This window comes from Pseudomonas sp. Larv2_ips (assembly GCF_963879675.1).
GTDB lineage: Bacteria > Pseudomonadota > Gammaproteobacteria > Pseudomonadales > Pseudomonadaceae > Aquipseudomonas.
On record NZ_CAWOAW010000027.1, the window covers coordinates 1,627,796 to 1,645,022 of the forward strand.

The window sequence follows — 17,227 nt, forward strand, 5'->3', positions numbered from 1 at the left end:
TGCTTTGGCTTCACGGGGGGCTGTTGGCTTATGGTGGTATGCGCTGCGAGATAGCCGGCTTTAGACCCAATACGGTCAAATCACGAAACGCATGTTCCACCGACAAAGAATGGGATTCGCTGAATTTTCACCTCGCTCATTGTTCGCCAATCATTCAGCACAACCTCTCGCGCACAGCCCTCAATACCGCTTCTATGTGCCAGGTTTCGACACCGATGGCGACCGCTTCGCCGGCATCAAGCACTAACTCAATTTGGGTGGCTATGGCTTGTTCGAAAAGCAGTCGCTGCGCGTCTTCAAGCAGCCTGCGTTTACCTGTGAGCCAATAGCGTTGTTTGCCCGTCAGCAACGCAAGGGTTTGCGGGTAAGTGCACTGCAGCTTTCGACGCAAATTGACCAGAGCCGGTTTGTCGCCTCGGTCAATTGCCGGGGTCAGTACATACTTGTTGCCCGACGCTGCCTCCAGATCGTATTTGTCTTGCAGATATTCATCGACACTCATGCAACTGACGACCGTCTCACGCTCTCCCGTCATGACGTTGATCAAGTGCGCATTAACGCCGACGTAGCAGAACTCCGTCATGCCGTGGACGACGTAATCCTCACTATTACTGCGAATAACCCAGTAATCACCGTTGGCGGAAAGCTCACATGACTGAATGACAAAACGCTCAGGTTTGCCATCTCTCATGACGCCGTCAAACAGGCTAAGCACGATTTCGCAGGCCTGCTCTGCGGTTAGCAAGGAGTTGATCCTTGTCACGCTTTGCCAAAGCCAAGCAATGAACGCAGCCAGCCTGCCGACTTTCGTTCATAGAAGGGTGCGGTTTGTGTGAGGAAGTAATCGCTAAGGCCTGATTCCCCCGCGTGAACGCGGTAGAGGTCAACGGGTTCGCCATCCGGAGCGCTATCCCCGGCAACGTTACCGGCTTCGCGCATGACCCGTTCAATATCCCCATCCGCTTCAATACCAATGATCAGATGAGGCTTCTGATCAGACGATGCGTCATGCATCAACGCCAGAAATGCACGCTTTACGTTGCGATGTTTGGCGAGTAATTGCGTGAGCGAGTTGACCATCTTCGACGGATGGTGCGACGGCTGTCCGAGCAGCACGTTGGTGTCTTTTTCTACTGTGCGCTGCACGGGCTCCTGGCCGATCCCGTCAGAGAGCAGATGGCGCACTTCCTCCGGGAAAAACTCTTTGCTGTAAGCAGACTTTGGATTGAGGAAAAGAGGGGTGCCTAGTGTGATTTCAAACAGCGATCTGGCCGAGATCTCTATGTAGGATTCTTTGCTATCTATGGATCTTTGGAGTGTTTGCAACGAAGAAAAAAACGGGATGACTGCGCAGCCGTCAGGTTTTTGCCAGTGCGCAATGCTGATGTTGCTACCAGACTCGATGTTGACTTGACCTTCGCCAACGCCGGCAGTGCCGAGGACGTAGACGGAGGAATTCAACAAAGTCTTGAAAAAGTCTGGACGATGGGCCGGTTCATTCGCCGCCAGCCGGAGTGATTTTTCGAGGTTGTTCTCTTGCTGGGTATCCATGATGTCCATCAGCAGTTCCATCGAAACAGACAAAAAGGTGAGCGGCAAAGTGCGCGCAGTTTTTCACGCCACTGTGAAAACGGGAAGAACAGGGGGCTAATAAATTTGAAGCATACGCAGAGACACGCTGGACGGTCTTCAAGGATAGCTCCTCGAGAAAATAGGGTCAGACCACTGTTATAAAGGGTGGCCTGACCCGGTTTTTATGGCGTTATGCGCTGCGAGATAGGCTGCTCTCGACCCTAAGCTGCCCTTTACGGAGGGCAGCAATCGGCCAAAAGCGGACGGTCGGTGACCTGCAAGCACGGCTACGAATCCTGTACCGTTTTACGGCGACTCACCACTCTGGCAACTCCGTCGCCGTTCACTGGTTCAGGAACTTGATGACAGCACTGGCGAACAGTTCGGGCTGGTCGAGCATGATGAAGTGAAAACTGCCGTCAAGGCGCCTGAAGCTGATGTTTGGCGTAGAAGCATAGGCGTTACGGAACATTGCATCGACGTGGGACGCTTCTACGCCGAAAAGCGCATCGTAGGCGTAGACGACCTCAACCGGCACCTTAATGTGCCCAAGCTCAGGCCGGAGGTCTGAGACCATCAATTCATACATGGCATCGGCCATGGTCTTTCGGTCCGAGTTTAACCCCGCCGCGACCAGGCCTGGCCTGACCGCTTCAGTTTTGGCGAGGCGGGCGATGGATGCATGCTGCATGGCTTGCGCCTGCTCAGGCGTTGCCGCCAACATTGCATCACGCATTGCAGCCGCATGCGGGGCCGCCGTTTCACTGGTCGCGGAGGGATCAAAGAGCAAAGTGTAAAAGGGCATCGCATCGACAATCATCAGGCGTCCCACTTGATCAGGATGACGAGCACCTAGCATGAGTGCCACCTCGCCACCCAACGAATGCCCGATGATGACCGGCGACTCGATGCGCTGGCTGCGGATGTATTCAGCGATCGCCTCGACCGTAGACGCGACTACTCTCCCGTCCGGATTGGATACAGCAGGCGAGCCGGCAAATCCAGCTACCTGTATAAGATGGAGCCGGTGGCTGAGTCTTAATCTGGAGGCCAAATCTGCCCATACTTCGTAGGACGACGCAAATCCTGGGATCAAGATGATATCTGTGCCCGAGCCTTGTACCTGCACCGAGATACCCCCCTTGTTCACTGTGCCTGGCGGCAGGGGCGCAGACTGGGCTGGCGATGCAGACAGCAGCGCCAACAGCGTGCCGATCCCGGCAAAAATCATTCTTGCACGCATTGAACTGCCCTTTTCGCGCAGTGAGTAGTGACGTTTACACCGACAGGTAGGCCGCTTAACGGGTTCATAGCCACTCCTTTGACTGAATAAGTATTGCCACTATACGGCGCCCAAAGACATCAGAAAACTATCCCCGCCTGCAATTTATGGCGTCCGCTTCGGGTCGATAGCTGCCACTCAGTGAAGGTGGAAAAGCCTCAAGATCAAGCGTGAGGCTTTATCACCGTCGGCCTCATATAGACCGTGTAATCCGGCCTGATCGGTGAGTTTGTGTAGATTGAAGTGGTTGTAAAACGCTTGGCCCAGTCGCTGATGCTCGAAGCTTCCATGACTCCAAAGCCAGACGAACTCCTCATAAGCGGCGCGTTCGATCTGCAACGAGGGATCATGTCCCATGTCAGGTTCCTATCATTAGAGGGACTCAAGCATACTAGTTGCCTATCAGCCCTTCCAGCTCGGCCTTCCCCAAAAAAACAGGGTCAGACCACAGTTAAAGTAATTGTGGTCTGACCCCGTTTTTCTGTTTTTCTCCACAAGCGTCGTTCGGAGCGAATGCCATAGCAATAGCCCACGACTAGCATTCGGATCATCAGTTCAGGATCAATCGAAGGGCGCCCAATCGGGCTATAGAAATCGGCGAGGTAGTGGCGCAGGTCGCTCAGATTGAGACACCGATCAATGCTACGCAGGAGATGATTTTTTGGGATGTGTTCTTCAAGATTGAACGAATAAAACAGCCGATCCTGCTTACTCGATAACTGTCCCATCATGCTGCGTACTCTCCCGCTGGCCGACGGGCAGATTTTGCCTTAGACCAATCAGGAGAGCTACTTTTGCAAAAGGACAGTTCATCATCTGCTGATGTAAAAGGCAGTTCGCCGAGAGAGGTTTCGTGTGCCTTGATTCCCGAATGTAGATGAAGAAGACTCCATCCATTATCTGAGGTCGAACCAACGACCGTAGTTGTCGAAGTGGGATTACTTTTGGGCATGGGGCCGACGATGCAGGGAAAAACGTTCGAAATAGTGCGAATAGATCAAATCCACGAAATTGTTTCGCCAACCGTAGAATCACTTTTACAGCCGTTAGGGTTCGAAGTTCAGGGCCCGCTGTCCTGGCTTCGTAGCGTCAATGCTCCCATTCGCCAACTCTTTCGCCTTGAGCAGTGCAAAGGCGGCGCGCTAGCGCCGTCATGGGCTCTGTCACTGGACTTCGTTCCCCATCTTTCCGGCAATGAAATCAAATGGCACAGGACGTCAAAATCAGCACGACCTGATCTGACTTTCGATGTGCGAGATCGAGCGTTTGATATCTCATGCAGCTACGGACCTGATGTCATAGCAACCCGCGCACCCAATATCCTCCGGGCTGCAATTCCAAAAGCTGAATCGTTTTGGAACGAGGCTCGTTCGATAGCCGACCTGCCTGATGCTTTCGAGCGGGTCAAGCAGCATTTGTCGACTGGTGGCCTGGGTTTCTACAACTACATACAACATCCTCTTGCATACGCGTTTGTATTGGCCATGAACGGCAAGCCCGACACAGCCGAAGAAGAGTTTGAACGCTATTCACCGCGTCTTTCAGAGGCGGCTCGAAAAAAACTCCGCAAGCTATTCATTGATGCAGGCGGTCACCTTGGCTAAGCGAGTACGACTTTTTCAACAGAATCGGCCAAAAACAGCCCTTCAACGCGGCTACAAAACCAGCTGCGGTTTACTCACAACGCAGACGCGGCCAACCCCAACTTCAACAGTTCCTTGCGTAGTATCGCGGGCTCCAGCACCGCCATTGCGGCCTGCCATTCGATCGACAGTAAATGGCTCAACTTTTGTTGGCTGACCAAGGGCTCAGCCAGAAAGTAGCTTTTGCACTCGCGGATGCTGATGACGTTCAACAGCCAGTCTTCACCCTGCGCCGCCAGCCAGTGTCCCATCGTTGCACGATGGGTTCGGATGAGCGCACTGGCATCCCATACCGCCAGCTGCGCGAAAACCTGCGGCAGGTTGCTCTCGGCTTTCAGCCGCTTCACATCAACCGCCAACGCGCCAATCAGGTCTGATTCGACAGTGGCCTGACACTCGGAGAAATACCGCTCGGGCCAATCGGCCTCCAGTTTCGCCCGCTCTGCGAGGACTTCATACGCCCGGATATCCGCTTGGGTGGTCAATTGCCCGGTGAAATTCAGGGTATTGTCCAGAATGGCCGTGGCCAGCAACGCGGCACTTGTTTCGCTGATCAGCGGCAACAACTCTGCCGCTTCCCAGCGCTGAAAAATCAGCGTTGCCGCTGCGCCGATCGGCAGGATGTGGGCCGCAGGTCCGAGCTTCTGCGCCCAATGGTTTTCAAAGCCTGGGTGATGGTCAATGACTTCCACCACCTGTTCAAGCACCACCAGCGGGTCGAAATGGTGGTAGTCGGAGACATCCACCAACACGAACTCATCACCCGCTCTCGGCCGATAATCGTCCAGCGATGATTGCCATCCGAGCACGGTCCTGGAGATGCTGACATTGAGCGGGGCGCTACTGACGGCCCGAGCATCAACGCCCTGGTGATTCAACAGCTCGGCGTACGCAATGCAACAGGCATACGCGTCGATGTCCAGGTACGCCGAGCCTGAGGTCACCACCCTCATGACACGTGGGTCACAGCGTGAGCTGCCGGGACAGTCGAAGACAGCTTCAGCGCTTGGGCGATACCCGCCAGAATCCGCTCATACGCCAATTGACACTGTGCTTCGGCGATGGAAATGCGCACCGTGGCCCCGGCGATCCGGTCGGGATATCCCAGTTGTATAACCGTGTTGGACAGGCTCCGTTGCTTGTCCGAGCATGCCGACCCACCGGTGATGTAGATCGACTGCGTGTTCAAGGCCCACTGCAGTTTTTTTGTATTGACCCCTGGCAATGCAACAAAACTCACACAAGGCACACGCGGCGCTTGCTGACCGATCACGACCACTTCGCCCAGCATCGCTTGCAGCGTACGTTCAAACGTTTCCCGGCTCTGTTGTACCGCGACTTTGCCGATGCCGTAGGTGTGTTGTTTCTCTTGCAACGCGGTTTCAATCGAAAGAATGCCCGGATAGTTCTGAGTACCACCGCGCAACCCACCTTCCTGGCCGCCGCCAACAATCAATGGCGACAACCCGTAGCGGCTCCTGGCGTACAGAAAACCGGCACCGGGCAACGCCCCGAACTTGTGTCCTGACGCAATGGCGAAATCAACGCCGGATGCGTGCAGGTCCACAGGGATTTTGCCGATGGCCTGGGTCATGTCCGAAAACAGCCAACCACCTGCAGCCTTCACGTGTCGGGCGATGTCTTCGATCGGTTGAATCACGCCGGTTTCGTTATGCACGGCCATAACGCAAACCAACGTCGGGCGACCTACATGGGCGCGCAGCAACTGCTCCAACTGTTCGGTGTCGAGCAGTCCGTTCATTTGATGCCCGATTGCTATGGCCTGCAGGCCTTCCAGGCTGTAGCGGTTTATGTTCTGCAGGGTGCAGGCGTGTTCGATCGCTGAGTACAACACCAAGGGTTGCTCATGCTTGTAGCGTTCGAAAAAACCATGAAACACCTGGGCACAGCCTTCACTGGAGCCGCTGTTGAAAATCAGGCAGTCGGCGTCCACGTTCAAAAGGCTGGCGATGCTGCCACGCGCCCGTTCGACGCGTTCGAGCAACTGAACGCCCAGGGCGTGGTTGGCATTGGGGTTGGCGCATTGGCGGGTCGAAAACAACGCCTGAAGCATGTTGCTGACACCCATTGAAACCGGAGCCGACCCACAGACGTCGGCATAAACTGCATCCACAGCAATATCCATATCAAACACTTCCAGGTTTTCTTTGTATGTCATTCAGGATGCTGCTCGCACATGCGAACAGAGACTCACAGGTCAAATAAGCACGCGCAGCATGAGCTGGAGCGAGCACAGCAAAACGAAAGCATTCAGCGCCTGCTTCAGATGCCTCGAGTCCAGCCGATGAGAAAGCATGGCGCCGAGCAAACCCCCCACCAATATCCCCAGTACCAACTCACCGGTGTAGCCGAGAAAATCCATGGTTGAGCCCACTCTGCCGAATAACGCTCCACTTGCTCCGATGATGCCGATCAGCGCCGAGGTCGAAATGGCCTGCTCTATCTGCAGACCAAACAAGCTGATCAGTACAGGCAGGTAGATGAACCCACCGCCCTGTCCAACCAGCCCGCACAATACGCCAAGCACCAGCCCTATCAGTGGCAACGACAGCGATTGATGGTTGCACAGCAGGCCCACCGGTTTACGGAACAGGTACGTGACCAACAACGACATCAACCCCAGCAGGCCGAAGACGAACAGGATGAAGTTTTCGCTGAAGGCATCAGCATGGAGCGAGGCAAAAAAGTTGGCGACAGCCATCGGTACGGCAAAGCTTCTGATCACTCGCCAATCCGGCTGAAACTTGATGCGGTGCAACGCGAACGACACGAGGGACGAAAAGAAGCCCTGTGCAGAGGACAACCCCGTCACGACTTCAATTGGCAGTTTCTGACCGGACAATATCGGGTAAATCAGCACCAACAGGGGCGTCACGATGATGCCCCCACCGATACCGAACAGGCCTGACATGAAACCCGCCATCACGCCCACACCGACCATAACCGGGTAGATTGTCACGGCTACCATCTCAGCAGACCTTGATCTTGCCGGTCCCTTGCGTCATCCGACCGATAACAATCAGATCAGGGCAAAGCGCTTGCCACGTCCGAGGGTTCGTTTCAAACCCTTGGGCACTCACAGTGAACAGCAACCCGCCATTCGTTTGCGGGTCATGCAACAGAAACTTTCTAGCCAAGGGAATATCAGCCAGGTACTCCACGTGCTGCGCGTACTTTTTAATGTTAGAAAAAATACCGCTGTCAGCCGACGTCACCGCCACTGCCAATGACTCTGTACCGTCATAAAAAACCAGACCGCTTGTATCGAGGTCAACATCCAGTTGCCCCAGCCCGACCATCTCACTGATATGGCCGATCAGGCCGAACCCGGTGATGTCAGTCAAACTGCTGACTTCAGGGCTTTCGCTCAGCGTGCGCCCGAACGCGTTGTCGCCGGTGATCTGGGCAAGCGTCGACGCAGCAATGTCCTCTTGTTCAATCACGCCGGTCTTCAGGGCATTGGCGAGGATGCCGACACCAATCGGACGCGTCATGACCAGCCAATCACCGGCCTTGGCCGTGTTGTTTTTCTTCAAGCGGTGCTTTTCCACCTCACCAATGATCGAGAAGCCGTACAAGGGCTGGCTGTTCTTGATCGTGTGGCCACCGACGATGCTCACATTGAACTTGTTCATCACCGACTGGGCGCCCAGGATCATCTGCGTTACTTGCTCGGCCGACACCAGTTCCGGGTCGAACGCCATGATCGAGTTGGCAATCAGTGGACTTCCGCCTGAAGCAAAGATATCGCTCACAGCATTGCTGGCTGCCAATTGGCCGAAGACATAAGGGTCGTTGACTATCGGGGAGAAAAAGTCGGTGGTGAATAAAAGGTATTTTTCACCTGCGTCATAGACGGCGCAATCGTCAGAAGACTCAAAGCCCAATACCACTTTGTCATCCGAGACCGTATTGGCCGCTGCAATTTGCGACAGAATCTTCGTTAACACGCTGGATGGGATCTTGCACCCGCACCCACCACTCTCAGATTTATCCATAATCTGACAAAACATCGACATCGATTTTCCTTAAAATCCATTTTCCATAATAAAAACAGCGGTTTAGCGTGCTAAAACTGGCTGTTATGCCCTATTTCCGCCGACAAAAATCGCATGGTTTCATTGCAGAAATATGACGCCATGGCGGCATTTTTAAGCCATGCGAATATCAGCGCGCAGCGGTGTATGAACCATTGCCTCACGGCTGCGCAGCGCTGTGCGGCCATTTTGCTGGCCGGGAATTTATCAGTGAGGCGAGCGCAACCCGACGTTCACCCTTGCTATTGCCCAGCACAGCCCCATAACTATCCCAGTACTCATTCAGCACAAGGGCAGACCATGACCAACCAAACCGAAACCGCGATCCTCGCCGGCGGCTGCTTCTGGGGCATGCAGGACCTGTTGCGGCGCTACCCCGGCGTCCTCAGTACGCGAGTCGGCTATACCGGCGGCGATGTGCCGAACGCCACCTATCGCAACCACGGCAATCATGCTGAAGCGATTGAGATCGTGTTTGATCCTGCGGTGATCACGTACCGGCAGATTCTCGAGTTCTTTTTCCAGATCCACGACCCCAGCACGCCTAACCGCCAGGGCAATGACCTTGGGCCAAGCTATCGTTCAGCGATTTACTACCTGAGCGAACAGCAACGCGACATCGCCGAAGACACTGCTGCCGACGTGGATGCCTCCACGTTGTGGCCAGGCCGTGTGGTGACTGAAATAGAGCCCGCAGGGCCGTTTTGGGAAGCGGAGCCGGAGCATCAGGATTATCTGGAGCGCATACCCAATGGCTATACCTGCCACTTCATCCGGCCGAACTGGAAGTTGCCCAAGCGCGCCTGAGCCTGAGTTGCGCTCGAAAAACAACGTAGACCACGCTTCGGGAAACCTATGAACGTGGTCTTACTACTGCGCCTAAGTAGAGTGCAACGTCATGCCCATTACACGCGATCAAAACACCCCAGTGAAGTTAGTCCTCGCTCAACCCGGCGACGTGGACGATTTGGTTGCCATTCGAATCGAGGCGATGCGCGACAGTCTGGAGCGTGTCGGGCGATTTGATCCGGTGCGGGCGCGTGAGCGGTTCGTCAGCGGCTTCGAAGCCCACAGCACCCGTTACATTGAGGTCGCTGGAGACCGAGTCGGCTTTGTCGTGGTCAAGCACGAGCCCGATCAACTCGTGCTCGACCACCTGTACGTGAGGCCGAGTGCGCAAGGGGCAGGGGTAGGTGCTGCGGTGCTTGCTCAGGTTTTCAAGGAAGCGGATGCCGCTGCACTGCCGATCAAAGTAGGTGCGCTCAAAGAAAGCGCCTCGAACCGGTTTTATACCCGCCATGGTTTCCAATTCGTCGAAAGCAGTGAGTTCGACAATTATTATGTCCGTCAGCACCTTACGACGCGCGGCGTGCCTGGCCCGTCGGGTGAAATGATGTGAGCCCTATGCATTGCTTCTCGCGAATCGCCGTCTTTAGACCTTCTTTCGTTTGCGCAGACAGTCATAAACCAGACTGATCGCGGTGATTTGTGCGGCACTCATGCTGAATCAACCGATCCCCCTGGGCGGATCTCCATATTCAAGTGCTGAGTGGCCCACCAGAGTCAGTCCGCTTTAAATAGAAAAGCGCGCTACACGACTACTCCTTCATCAGCCATTCGGCCTTGTTCAGGGTTGCTTCATAGGCCTGCTTCTCGAAGGTATAGGGGCCAACGCCATCGATGATGACTGGCTCTTCATACCCGTTCTCGTAAGCAAAGGCGTGCCACGTAAAGCGGTTATCGGTTTGACTGACATGCACTGAATAGCCGCCACAACTGATGTCGCCGCACTCGGGGCACGCGTACAGGAGGACACGTCCACTTTCCGTTCCGGCGGGTTCGCGCAACAGCAGGCGAGCGCCGGACCGGCTGTTTGCCTCGCAGAAGCCTTTGACGAAACAGCTCATATAGTCTGCGTGGTCACCGCCCGCGGTGACGAGCGTATCGAGCAACGAACGCTGATTAATCAGAAAATCAATTGAACAACGCTCGGCCACCGTGCAACCTTTTAAGTCGCTTCCAGGGCGAAGCATTTGTTGGAACGTGAGGGAGCTGATGTCCATATTCGCGACCCCGTATGCCGTGCAAATACGTGAGGTTACCTAAATAGTCCGGGGATGGAAGACATCAGTGAATAGCCATTCACTTGCGGTCCAACCTCAGTGTCGGCCCGAATGGCTGAATCGCTACGCCAGTAACCGTCGAGGATGCAGGCGATGACGTCCTTCCTTTATATCCCCGCACTCATAAGGTGCCTGACACCTCAGACCATGGAAAATTTAACAACATCGCAAAATCGTAATTGAGGCCGGCTTACCCTGACCACTTGATATCCGAACAAGGAACGCTTCGATGATTCGTCACGCCTCACCCGCAGACGCCAGGGCGATTGCCCAGGTGCACATCAGCAGTTGGCAGGACGCCTATCGCGAGCTGATGCCCGCCGACTACTTGGGTGCGTTGAGCTCGACCTTGGCCAGGCGCGAGTCATTTTGGATGGCCTCGATTGAATCGGGCGAATCAAAAGTCTGGGTGGCGCAGGTGAACAAGCAGGTAGTCGGCTGGGTGTCCGTCGGCGCCAGCCGTGATGAGGATGCTGCTGCGCAGAACGTAGGTGAAGTGATGGCCATCTACGTTGTCGCCGAGCACTGGCACACGGGCGTCGGGCTGGCGTTGTGGAACGCGGGCTTACAGTATTTGGCTGAACAGGGGTTTGAACAGTTAACGCTGTGGGTGTTGGCCCGTAATGAACGAGCTATCCGCTTTTATCGCCGGGTAGGCTGTGTTGAGGAGGCGGGCAGTGAGCGCACGCTTGAAAGGGGCGGTGTGCAGCTGGTCGAGGTGAGGTATCGGTTGCCGTGTATTCGGTTGAGTTAGAGAGAGCAGGCGCCAGGCCACGCCTTTAAGGGTGGCCTGTTCCCCACTACCAATCAGTCAAGCGCCGATCCCCCTGTGGGAGCGGGCTTGCCCGCGAAAGCGGTAGATCAGTCGACCTCATAATTGCCGGCCCGACGTCTTCGCGAGTAAACCCGGTTGTTTATTCGGCTCATGCAGTTGAAAACTCAGCGACCCGCTACAGCAGCCTCTCGCTCCATCAGCCTGTCCATCAACAAAACCCCCAACTCACTCAACTGGTGAATCGCCAGCGCCACGTCGCGCTGTTTCCCGGTCAGGTCTTCCGACAGGTCAAGCAGCAAGGCGGTTACCGAAGAGAAGGTTTCGTAGCTGTTGGTGATCAGGGTTTCGTTGCTGGCGTCGGCGGCAACGCTGAACAGGCCCGGCGGCGATGGTGAGTCAGTTTCCGGGTTGAGATAGCGATCAATCGCGCGATGCGCCGCCTGGTTCAGCTTCAGGTCCGGCTCGTTCGGAGGGTTGGGTGTGACTTTGAACATGTGTGTTGTACCTGATTAGGGCCAACACCTCTTCGCTACTAAACGATGGGGTGGCAGCTGTGCGCAGGTTAGTAGACCGGGGAAACACACAAAGCCGGCGCGCCCGAGGGCGCCCTGCACACAGCCACCATCAAGCACAGACAAGAACATCTGACAGATGAGGCTCATGCACTTTATGTTATCGCTCGGGCTACTAAACCCGATCACTGAGCATTCAGCGACCGAGCAACCTTAGAGACGCCCACCCAAGCACACAAGCCGGCGGATTCTGACGCAAGCGTAGGCAACGGAGCAAGGCGCCGTCGCCTCGGACTTTGCTGTTTCAGGGCTTGGTGTAGGACATGTACTCATTCTGCAAAACAATATGGTCGGCCACGTACTTTGCGTCGTGCCAAACCCCGTAGATAAACGACGACGCGCGGTTCACCAGATTCGGCAGGCCCAGGAAGTAAATCCCGCTTTGCGCCGAGATGCCGCGCTTGTGGAATGGCTCGCCTTTTTCGTCAAACGCATCGACCTTCAACCAGCTGAAATCGAATTTAAAACCAGTCGCCCAAAGGATGGTGGTCACGCCGGCCTCGGCCAGGTCCAGGCTGAGGGTCGGGTTAACCAGGCATTCCGGGTCGGGCAGCAATTTCCAGGCGTCGGGCTCCAATGGGAACGGCAAGCCGTTGGCCTCGATGTAGGCGTCGGCGTCGCGCAGTACATCAAAGTAGGCGCGGTCACCTTCGGCCACGTTGTCGGCCAAGCCCGGTTCGAAAGTCATGACGCCCTCGTTCCACTCGCGCGTGACGCCGACCAGGTGGATGCCCTGGTGCGCCAGGCGGCGGAAGTCCACGGTCTTGCCGCCTTCATAGCCGCTGACGGCAAAGGCCACGTGCTTTTTCTTCGGCTGAATTTTGACTTCGTCCCACAGGCCCAGCGCGCCGAGCCACCAGCAGTAGTCGCGGCCGCGGTAGGCGCGGGGCGGGCGGTAGTGTTCGCCCACCGAGAGGTACACGGTTTTGCCGGCCTTTTGCAGTTCTTCGGCGATTTGCGAGCCGGACGCGCCGGCGCCTACCACCAGCACGGCGCCCTCGGGCAATTGCGCGGGGTTCTTGTAGGTGGAGGAGTGCAGTTGGTGCACGGGCGCGGTGGCCGGGACGATGGTGGGGATCGATGGGCGCTGGAACGGGCCGGTGGCCGCCACCACATTCGCGGCTTCGATGATGCCCGCGGAGGTGGTGACTTTGAAGCCGGGGCGGCCCACGTGGCGTTCCACGCGTTGGACTTCCACGCCGGTGCGCACGGGGGCCTGTAACTTCTCGACGTAGGCTTCGAAGTAGTCGGCCATGCGCTCTTTCGGCGGGAAGGCTTCGGGGGAAATGCCCTCGAATTTCAGCCCGGGAAAGCGGTCGTGCCAGGCCGGGCCGTTGGCGACCAGCGAGTCCCAGCGCTCCGAGCGCCAGCGTTCGGCGATGCGGCTGCGCTCCAGCACGAGGTGCGGCACACCCATCAGGGAAAGGTGCTCGCTCATGGCGACGCCGGCCTGGCCTGCGCCCACTACCAGGGTGTTGATTGTTTCCACTGACATGTGCGTTTCCTAAAAGTGAACGACCTCGGTCGGTTTGGGCGACGCGCAAGCATCGACAGCCTCAGTGTGATCACGCAGTGGAAGGAGCGAAATTATGCTTTTTGAAGGCAGAGGTTAGGAAAATCCAAACCCCATGGGGCAGTCGCCAGCCGCGTCATTATCGATGCATCACTGATGCACTCTAGATAAGCAAGTGTATGAGCTGACCCTGGATGACTTTCGTCATTTTGGTGCGTGGTTCTTTCCCATGGACGAGTCTGTAGAGGACGAGCTGACGGTGCGTCCACTGGTGGATAAAGAAGTGTGTTCGGACTACCCGATCATCGTAAGCACTGTTTTTTCAATGATCTTTTCGAGAAATACGCTGCCCGCGCTGGTTCATCAGGTTGAACAGTATCCCTTCGCCGCCTCGCTAAAGCTCGACAGCTCCCACCGTTGATCTGCGGTGAGGCGGCTCATTGGGTTTTCAACAGTGTGGACACCGCCGTAAGCGCCAGCTCATAACCCAGCGCCCCAAGCCCTGCGATGACGCCGGTAGCCGCCTTGGACACGTAGGAGTGATGCCGAAAGCTCTCACGCTTCCAGATGTTGCTCATGTGCGCTTCGATGATCGGGCCGTCGAAGGCCAGCAGCGCGTCGAGGATCGGTACCGAGCTGTAGGTGAGCCCGGCGGCGTTGATCACGATGGCGTCGGCGTTCGACCGCGCCTCTTGAATCCAGTCCACCAACACGCCTTCGTGGTTGCTCTGGCGAAAGTCCAGGGTCAGGCCCAGCTCAGCGGCGTGGCGTTGGCAGCGTGCTTCGATGCTGGCGAAGCTTTCGCTGCCATAGGTGCCGTCTTTGTCGAGGCCGTACAGGTTGGCGTTAGGGCCATTGAGGAAAAACACGCGGTGGGACATGGCTTGCGCTCCAGTTATTGCGCGACGGTCAGCACGACTTTGCCGACGTTGGCGTTGGCCTCCAGCAGCCGATGGGCCTCGGCGGCTTGGAGCAGGGGCAACTGCGTGTGGATTTGCGGACGCACCAGGCCGGAGGCGAGCCAAGGTAAAAAACGCGAGCGAATACACACCGCCAAACGGGCTTTTTCGGCGTGACTTTTGGGGCGCAAGGTGGAGGAGGTGAGGCTGAGGTTTTTGCGCATCAAGACCTGTAAATCCAGTTCGATTTTTGCGCCTTGCAGGAAGGACAAACTCACATGCCGCCCGCCCATTGCCATGGCGGCGAGGTTGCGTGCGACATAAGGGCCGCCGACGTTATCCAGCACCACGTCCACGCCGCGCCCTTCGGTGCAGTCGTTCACCACCTCGACGAAATCTTCAGTGTGTCTATCCACCGCGCGCCACACGCCAAGGGCGTGCAGCATCGCGACTTTCTGCGCGCCGCCGGCGGTGGCGATTACCCGCGCCCCGGTGGCGTGCGCGCACTGCACGGCGAAGCTGCCGACGCCACTGGCGGCGCCGTGGATCAGCACGCTGTCGCCGCTGCGCAGGCGGCCCAGCTCAAACAGGTTGTGCCACACGGTGAACGCCGCTTCCGGCACACCTGCGGCATCCTGAAGTGATAACCCCGCCGGCACCGGCAAGCAGTGCGCGGCCTGGGCCACGCAGTACTCGGCGTAGCCGCCGCCGTTGAGCAACGCCATCACGCGGTCGCCAGGGGCAAACTCGTCTACGCCAGGGCCTGTGGCGACCACAATGCCCGCCGCTTCCAGGCCGAGTACGTCGGTGACGCCAGGCGCAATCGGTGCGCCGCTGCGTTGCATCAAATCCGGGCGATTGACGCCTGCGGCGGCCACGCGAATCAACACCTCGCCCGCCTCGGGTGTCGGCACCGGGCGCTCCACGCCGTGCAGCACCTCAGGCCCGCCCGGCTCATGGGCAATCACCGCCTTCATACGGTCCAGTCATCCGGCACAACGGCGATCACGTCGATTTCCATCAGCCATTCCGGCTGGCCCAGGCCGGAAATCACCAGCCCGGTGGAGATCGGGAACACGCCTTTGAGCCACTTGCCCACCTCTTGATACACCGGCTCGCGGTAACGCGGGTCGGTCAGGTAAGTGGTGGTTTTCACAATGTGCGACAGGTCGGAGCCGGCCTCTTCAAGCAGTTGTTTGACGTTTTTCATCGCCTGCTCGGCTTGCGCTCGCGGGTCGCCGAGGCCGACCAGGTTGCCGTCGAAATCGGTGCCGACCTGGCCGCGCACATAGAGGGTGTTGCCGGCGCGCACGGCTTGGCACAGGTCGTTGTCCAGCGCCTGGTTGGGGTAGGTCTGCTTGGTATTGAACATGCGGATGCGGGTGTGGGTGGGCATGGCGGGCAACTCATCGGAAGCGGGATACAACAAGCTTCACATCGCCCCCGATCTCGCGAAACCAGCATTTGTGCGCGGTAGTGCTTAGGAAAAACCGAAGCCCGTGCAGGTCATCGGCTCGCGCCTGACCCGGCACGAACCCTGCAACACCTCGCGTACAGTCATTGTTGAGGGGCAGGCGTAATGCTCAGTCGTATTACTCAGCGTCAACTGGAGTATTTCGTGGCGTCGGGAGAGGCGGGCAGCATCAGTGCTGCGGCTGAACGCATTCATGTGTCGTCGCCGTCGATCTCGGCCGCCATCACCCATATGGAAGCCGAGCTGGGCATCCAGCTGTTTATCCGCCATCACGCCCAGGGCATTTCGCTCACGGCAGTGGGGCGCCAGGTGATGCAGGAAGCCAAGCTGATTCTGGAGCAGATGACCAACCTCTACACCATCGCCTCGGAGTCGTTGAACTCTGTGCGCGGGCCCCTGCGAGTGGGTTGCCTGGAGTCGCTGGCGCCGATGATCACGCCCGAACTGGTGTTTGGTTTTGGCCGCGCATTCCCCGGCGTGCGGCTGACCCAGGCCGAAGGCAACCACGAGGAATTGCTGGAAAAACTACGCAGCGGCGAGCTGGATATCGCCCTGACCTACGACCTGGTGACCAGCCCCGACATCGACTTCCAAGCCCTGGCGCACCTGCCGCCGTATGTGATGGTCGGCGAGTATCACCCGCTGGCGAGCTCTCCTGCGGTGAGCATGCAAGACCTTGAAGCCTACCCGGTGGTGCTGCTCGACACGCCCTGGAGCCGCGACTATTTCCTCAGCCTGTTCATGCAGGCGGGCACCACGCCCAACATCATCATGCGCTCCACCAACCTCGAAACGGTGCGCGCGATGGTCGGCAATGGCATTGGCTATTCCTTCGCGAATGCGCGGCCCAAATCCAATGTGTCCCAGGATGGCAAGCGCGTGATTCGCCTGCGCCTGGCGGGCTCGCACCGGCCGATGCGGCTGGGCTACGCCACGGCGAGCAACACTCAGCTGTCGCGTGTGGTGTCGGCGTTCGCCGAGCGCTGCCGCATGTTTGTGTCCGACCAGTACATCCCCGGCATGGCACCGCCGAGCTTTTTTGACCCGCATGCGGTGCGGGTCTTGAGTGGTGTGAGCTGAGATTGCACCAAAAGGTGGCGCGGGCTGCGCCACTTGCTCGGCGGTGCACCCTTTTGGCCGGAGCCAACAATCCCGGAAACACCAAAGGCCCCATGTGGGAGCGGGCTTGCTCGCGAAGGCGGTATGTCAGCTAAACATGGGTTGACTGACACACCGCCTTCGCGAGCCAGCCCGCTCCCACATTTGATCTTCATGGTTTCCCCTGGCCGGTTATCACTGCATAGGTTCTGCCTACC

The 17,227-nt window shown here is 57.4% G+C and carries 20 protein-coding genes and 1 pseudogene; 6 read left to right on the forward strand and 15 right to left on the reverse strand.

Translation table 11 applies throughout. The features are described from left to right. Positions 1-154 precede the first annotated feature (154 nt). The 5 genes and pseudogenes from AACV02_RS24290 to AACV02_RS24310 all read right to left on the reverse strand — a co-directional run. Positions 155-745, reverse strand: a complete 591-nt coding sequence (locus AACV02_RS24290) for a hypothetical protein (RefSeq protein WP_256680550.1) — start codon at positions 743-745, stop codon at positions 155-157. Positions 746-759: 14 nt separating this feature from the next. Further along, complete coding sequence (gene sseB, locus AACV02_RS24295; RefSeq protein WP_119742471.1) at positions 760-1,560, reverse strand: enhanced serine sensitivity protein SseB; 801 nt, start codon at positions 1,558-1,560, stop codon at positions 760-762. 355 nt (positions 1,561-1,915) lie between these two features. Beyond that, positions 1,916-2,815 (reverse strand): alpha/beta fold hydrolase, encoded by a 900-nt coding sequence (locus tag AACV02_RS24300; RefSeq protein WP_119742473.1) that lies wholly within the window; start codon positions 2,813-2,815, stop codon positions 1,916-1,918. A gap of 177 nt (positions 2,816-2,992) precedes the next feature. Further along, entirely contained in the window at positions 2,993-3,211 is a 219-nt protein-coding gene (locus AACV02_RS24305) for a hypothetical protein (RefSeq protein WP_119742475.1), read from the reverse strand. Positions 3,212-3,348: 137 nt separating this feature from the next. Further along, positions 3,349-3,585: pseudogene (locus AACV02_RS24310) on the reverse strand (transposase); the annotation flags it as partial. A gap of 231 nt (positions 3,586-3,816) precedes the next feature. On the opposite strand from AACV02_RS24310, the gene AACV02_RS24315 reads away from it, so the two are divergent. Then, positions 3,817-4,458 (forward strand): hypothetical protein, encoded by a 642-nt coding sequence (locus AACV02_RS24315; protein ID WP_237266747.1) that lies wholly within the window; start codon positions 3,817-3,819, stop codon positions 4,456-4,458. 74 nt (positions 4,459-4,532) lie between these two features. Here the strand turns inward: AACV02_RS24315 and AACV02_RS24320 are convergent, their stop codons facing one another. Genes AACV02_RS24320 through selD form a run of 4 tightly spaced genes read right to left on the reverse strand, consistent with a single transcriptional unit; the run spans position 4,533 to position 8,537 of the window. After that, positions 4,533-5,450, reverse strand: a complete 918-nt coding sequence (locus AACV02_RS24320) for a DHH family phosphoesterase (RefSeq protein WP_119742479.1) — start codon at positions 5,448-5,450, stop codon at positions 4,533-4,535. Beyond that, positions 5,447-6,676, reverse strand: a complete 1,230-nt coding sequence (locus AACV02_RS24325; protein WP_256680551.1) for a cysteine desulfurase family protein — start codon at positions 6,674-6,676, stop codon at positions 5,447-5,449. Before AACV02_RS24325 ends, AACV02_RS24320 begins: the two co-directional genes overlap by 4 nt. Positions 6,677-6,715: 39 nt before the next feature. Then, a complete protein-coding gene (locus AACV02_RS24330) occupies positions 6,716-7,486 on the reverse strand; it encodes a sulfite exporter TauE/SafE family protein (RefSeq protein ID WP_119742481.1) in 771 nt (256 codons plus the stop codon). Position 7,487: 1 nt separating this feature from the next. Further along, entirely contained in the window at positions 7,488-8,537 is a 1,050-nt protein-coding gene (gene selD / locus AACV02_RS24335) for a selenide, water dikinase SelD (protein WP_119742483.1), read from the reverse strand. A gap of 318 nt (positions 8,538-8,855) precedes the next feature. Here selD and msrA point away from each other — a divergent pair, with 318 nt between their 5' ends. Both msrA and AACV02_RS24345 read left to right on the forward strand, forming a co-directional pair. After that, entirely contained in the window at positions 8,856-9,362 is a 507-nt protein-coding gene (msrA, locus tag AACV02_RS24340; RefSeq protein WP_119742485.1) for a peptide-methionine (S)-S-oxide reductase MsrA, read from the forward strand. A 91-nt stretch (positions 9,363-9,453) separates the two neighbouring features. Next, positions 9,454-9,954, forward strand: a complete 501-nt coding sequence (locus AACV02_RS24345) for a GNAT family N-acetyltransferase (RefSeq protein WP_119742487.1) — start codon at positions 9,454-9,456, stop codon at positions 9,952-9,954. 199 nt (positions 9,955-10,153) lie between these two features. Here the strand turns inward: AACV02_RS24345 and AACV02_RS24350 are convergent, their stop codons facing one another. Further along, positions 10,154-10,618, reverse strand: a complete 465-nt coding sequence (locus tag AACV02_RS24350) for a hypothetical protein (protein ID WP_119742489.1) — start codon at positions 10,616-10,618, stop codon at positions 10,154-10,156. A 289-nt stretch (positions 10,619-10,907) separates the two neighbouring features. Between AACV02_RS24350 and AACV02_RS24355 the strand changes: the two genes are divergently transcribed. Continuing rightward, on the forward strand, positions 10,908-11,432 hold the full coding sequence (locus AACV02_RS24355) for a GNAT family N-acetyltransferase (protein WP_119742492.1): 525 nt from the start codon (positions 10,908-10,910) through the stop codon (positions 11,430-11,432). A gap of 185 nt (positions 11,433-11,617) precedes the next feature. Here AACV02_RS24355 and AACV02_RS24360 read toward each other — a convergent pair whose 3' ends face one another. Together AACV02_RS24360 and AACV02_RS24365 are read right to left on the reverse strand one after the other, a co-directional pair. Then, positions 11,618-11,947, reverse strand: a complete 330-nt coding sequence (locus tag AACV02_RS24360) for a DUF6124 family protein (protein WP_119742494.1) — start codon at positions 11,945-11,947, stop codon at positions 11,618-11,620. 322 nt (positions 11,948-12,269) lie between these two features. After that, entirely contained in the window at positions 12,270-13,520 is a 1,251-nt protein-coding gene (locus AACV02_RS24365) for a flavin-containing monooxygenase (RefSeq protein ID WP_119742496.1), read from the reverse strand. Between the two features lie 193 nt (positions 13,521-13,713). Here AACV02_RS24365 and AACV02_RS24370 point away from each other — a divergent pair, with 193 nt between their 5' ends. After that, on the forward strand, positions 13,714-13,959 hold the full coding sequence (locus AACV02_RS24370; protein WP_119742498.1) for a hypothetical protein: 246 nt from the start codon (positions 13,714-13,716) through the stop codon (positions 13,957-13,959). A gap of 16 nt (positions 13,960-13,975) precedes the next feature. Here AACV02_RS24370 and AACV02_RS24375 read toward each other — a convergent pair whose 3' ends face one another. Genes AACV02_RS24375 through AACV02_RS24385 form a run of 3 tightly spaced genes read right to left on the reverse strand, consistent with a single transcriptional unit; the run spans position 13,976 to position 15,833 of the window. After that, a complete protein-coding gene (locus AACV02_RS24375; RefSeq protein WP_119742500.1) occupies positions 13,976-14,419 on the reverse strand; it encodes a type II 3-dehydroquinate dehydratase in 444 nt (147 codons plus the stop codon). A 14-nt stretch (positions 14,420-14,433) separates the two neighbouring features. Continuing rightward, on the reverse strand, positions 14,434-15,414 hold the full coding sequence (locus AACV02_RS24380) for an NAD(P)H-quinone oxidoreductase (protein WP_119742502.1): 981 nt from the start codon (positions 15,412-15,414) through the stop codon (positions 14,434-14,436). Then, positions 15,411-15,833, reverse strand: a complete 423-nt coding sequence (locus AACV02_RS24385) for a RidA family protein (protein WP_119742504.1) — start codon at positions 15,831-15,833, stop codon at positions 15,411-15,413. Before AACV02_RS24385 ends, AACV02_RS24380 begins: the two co-directional genes overlap by 4 nt. Positions 15,834-16,016: 183 nt before the next feature. On the opposite strand from AACV02_RS24385, the gene AACV02_RS24390 reads away from it, so the two are divergent. Continuing rightward, positions 16,017-16,991: a LysR family transcriptional regulator gene (locus AACV02_RS24390; protein ID WP_119742506.1), complete on the forward strand. Its 975-nt coding sequence runs from the start codon at positions 16,017-16,019 to the stop codon at positions 16,989-16,991. The last annotated feature ends 236 nt before the right edge of the window (positions 16,992-17,227 follow it).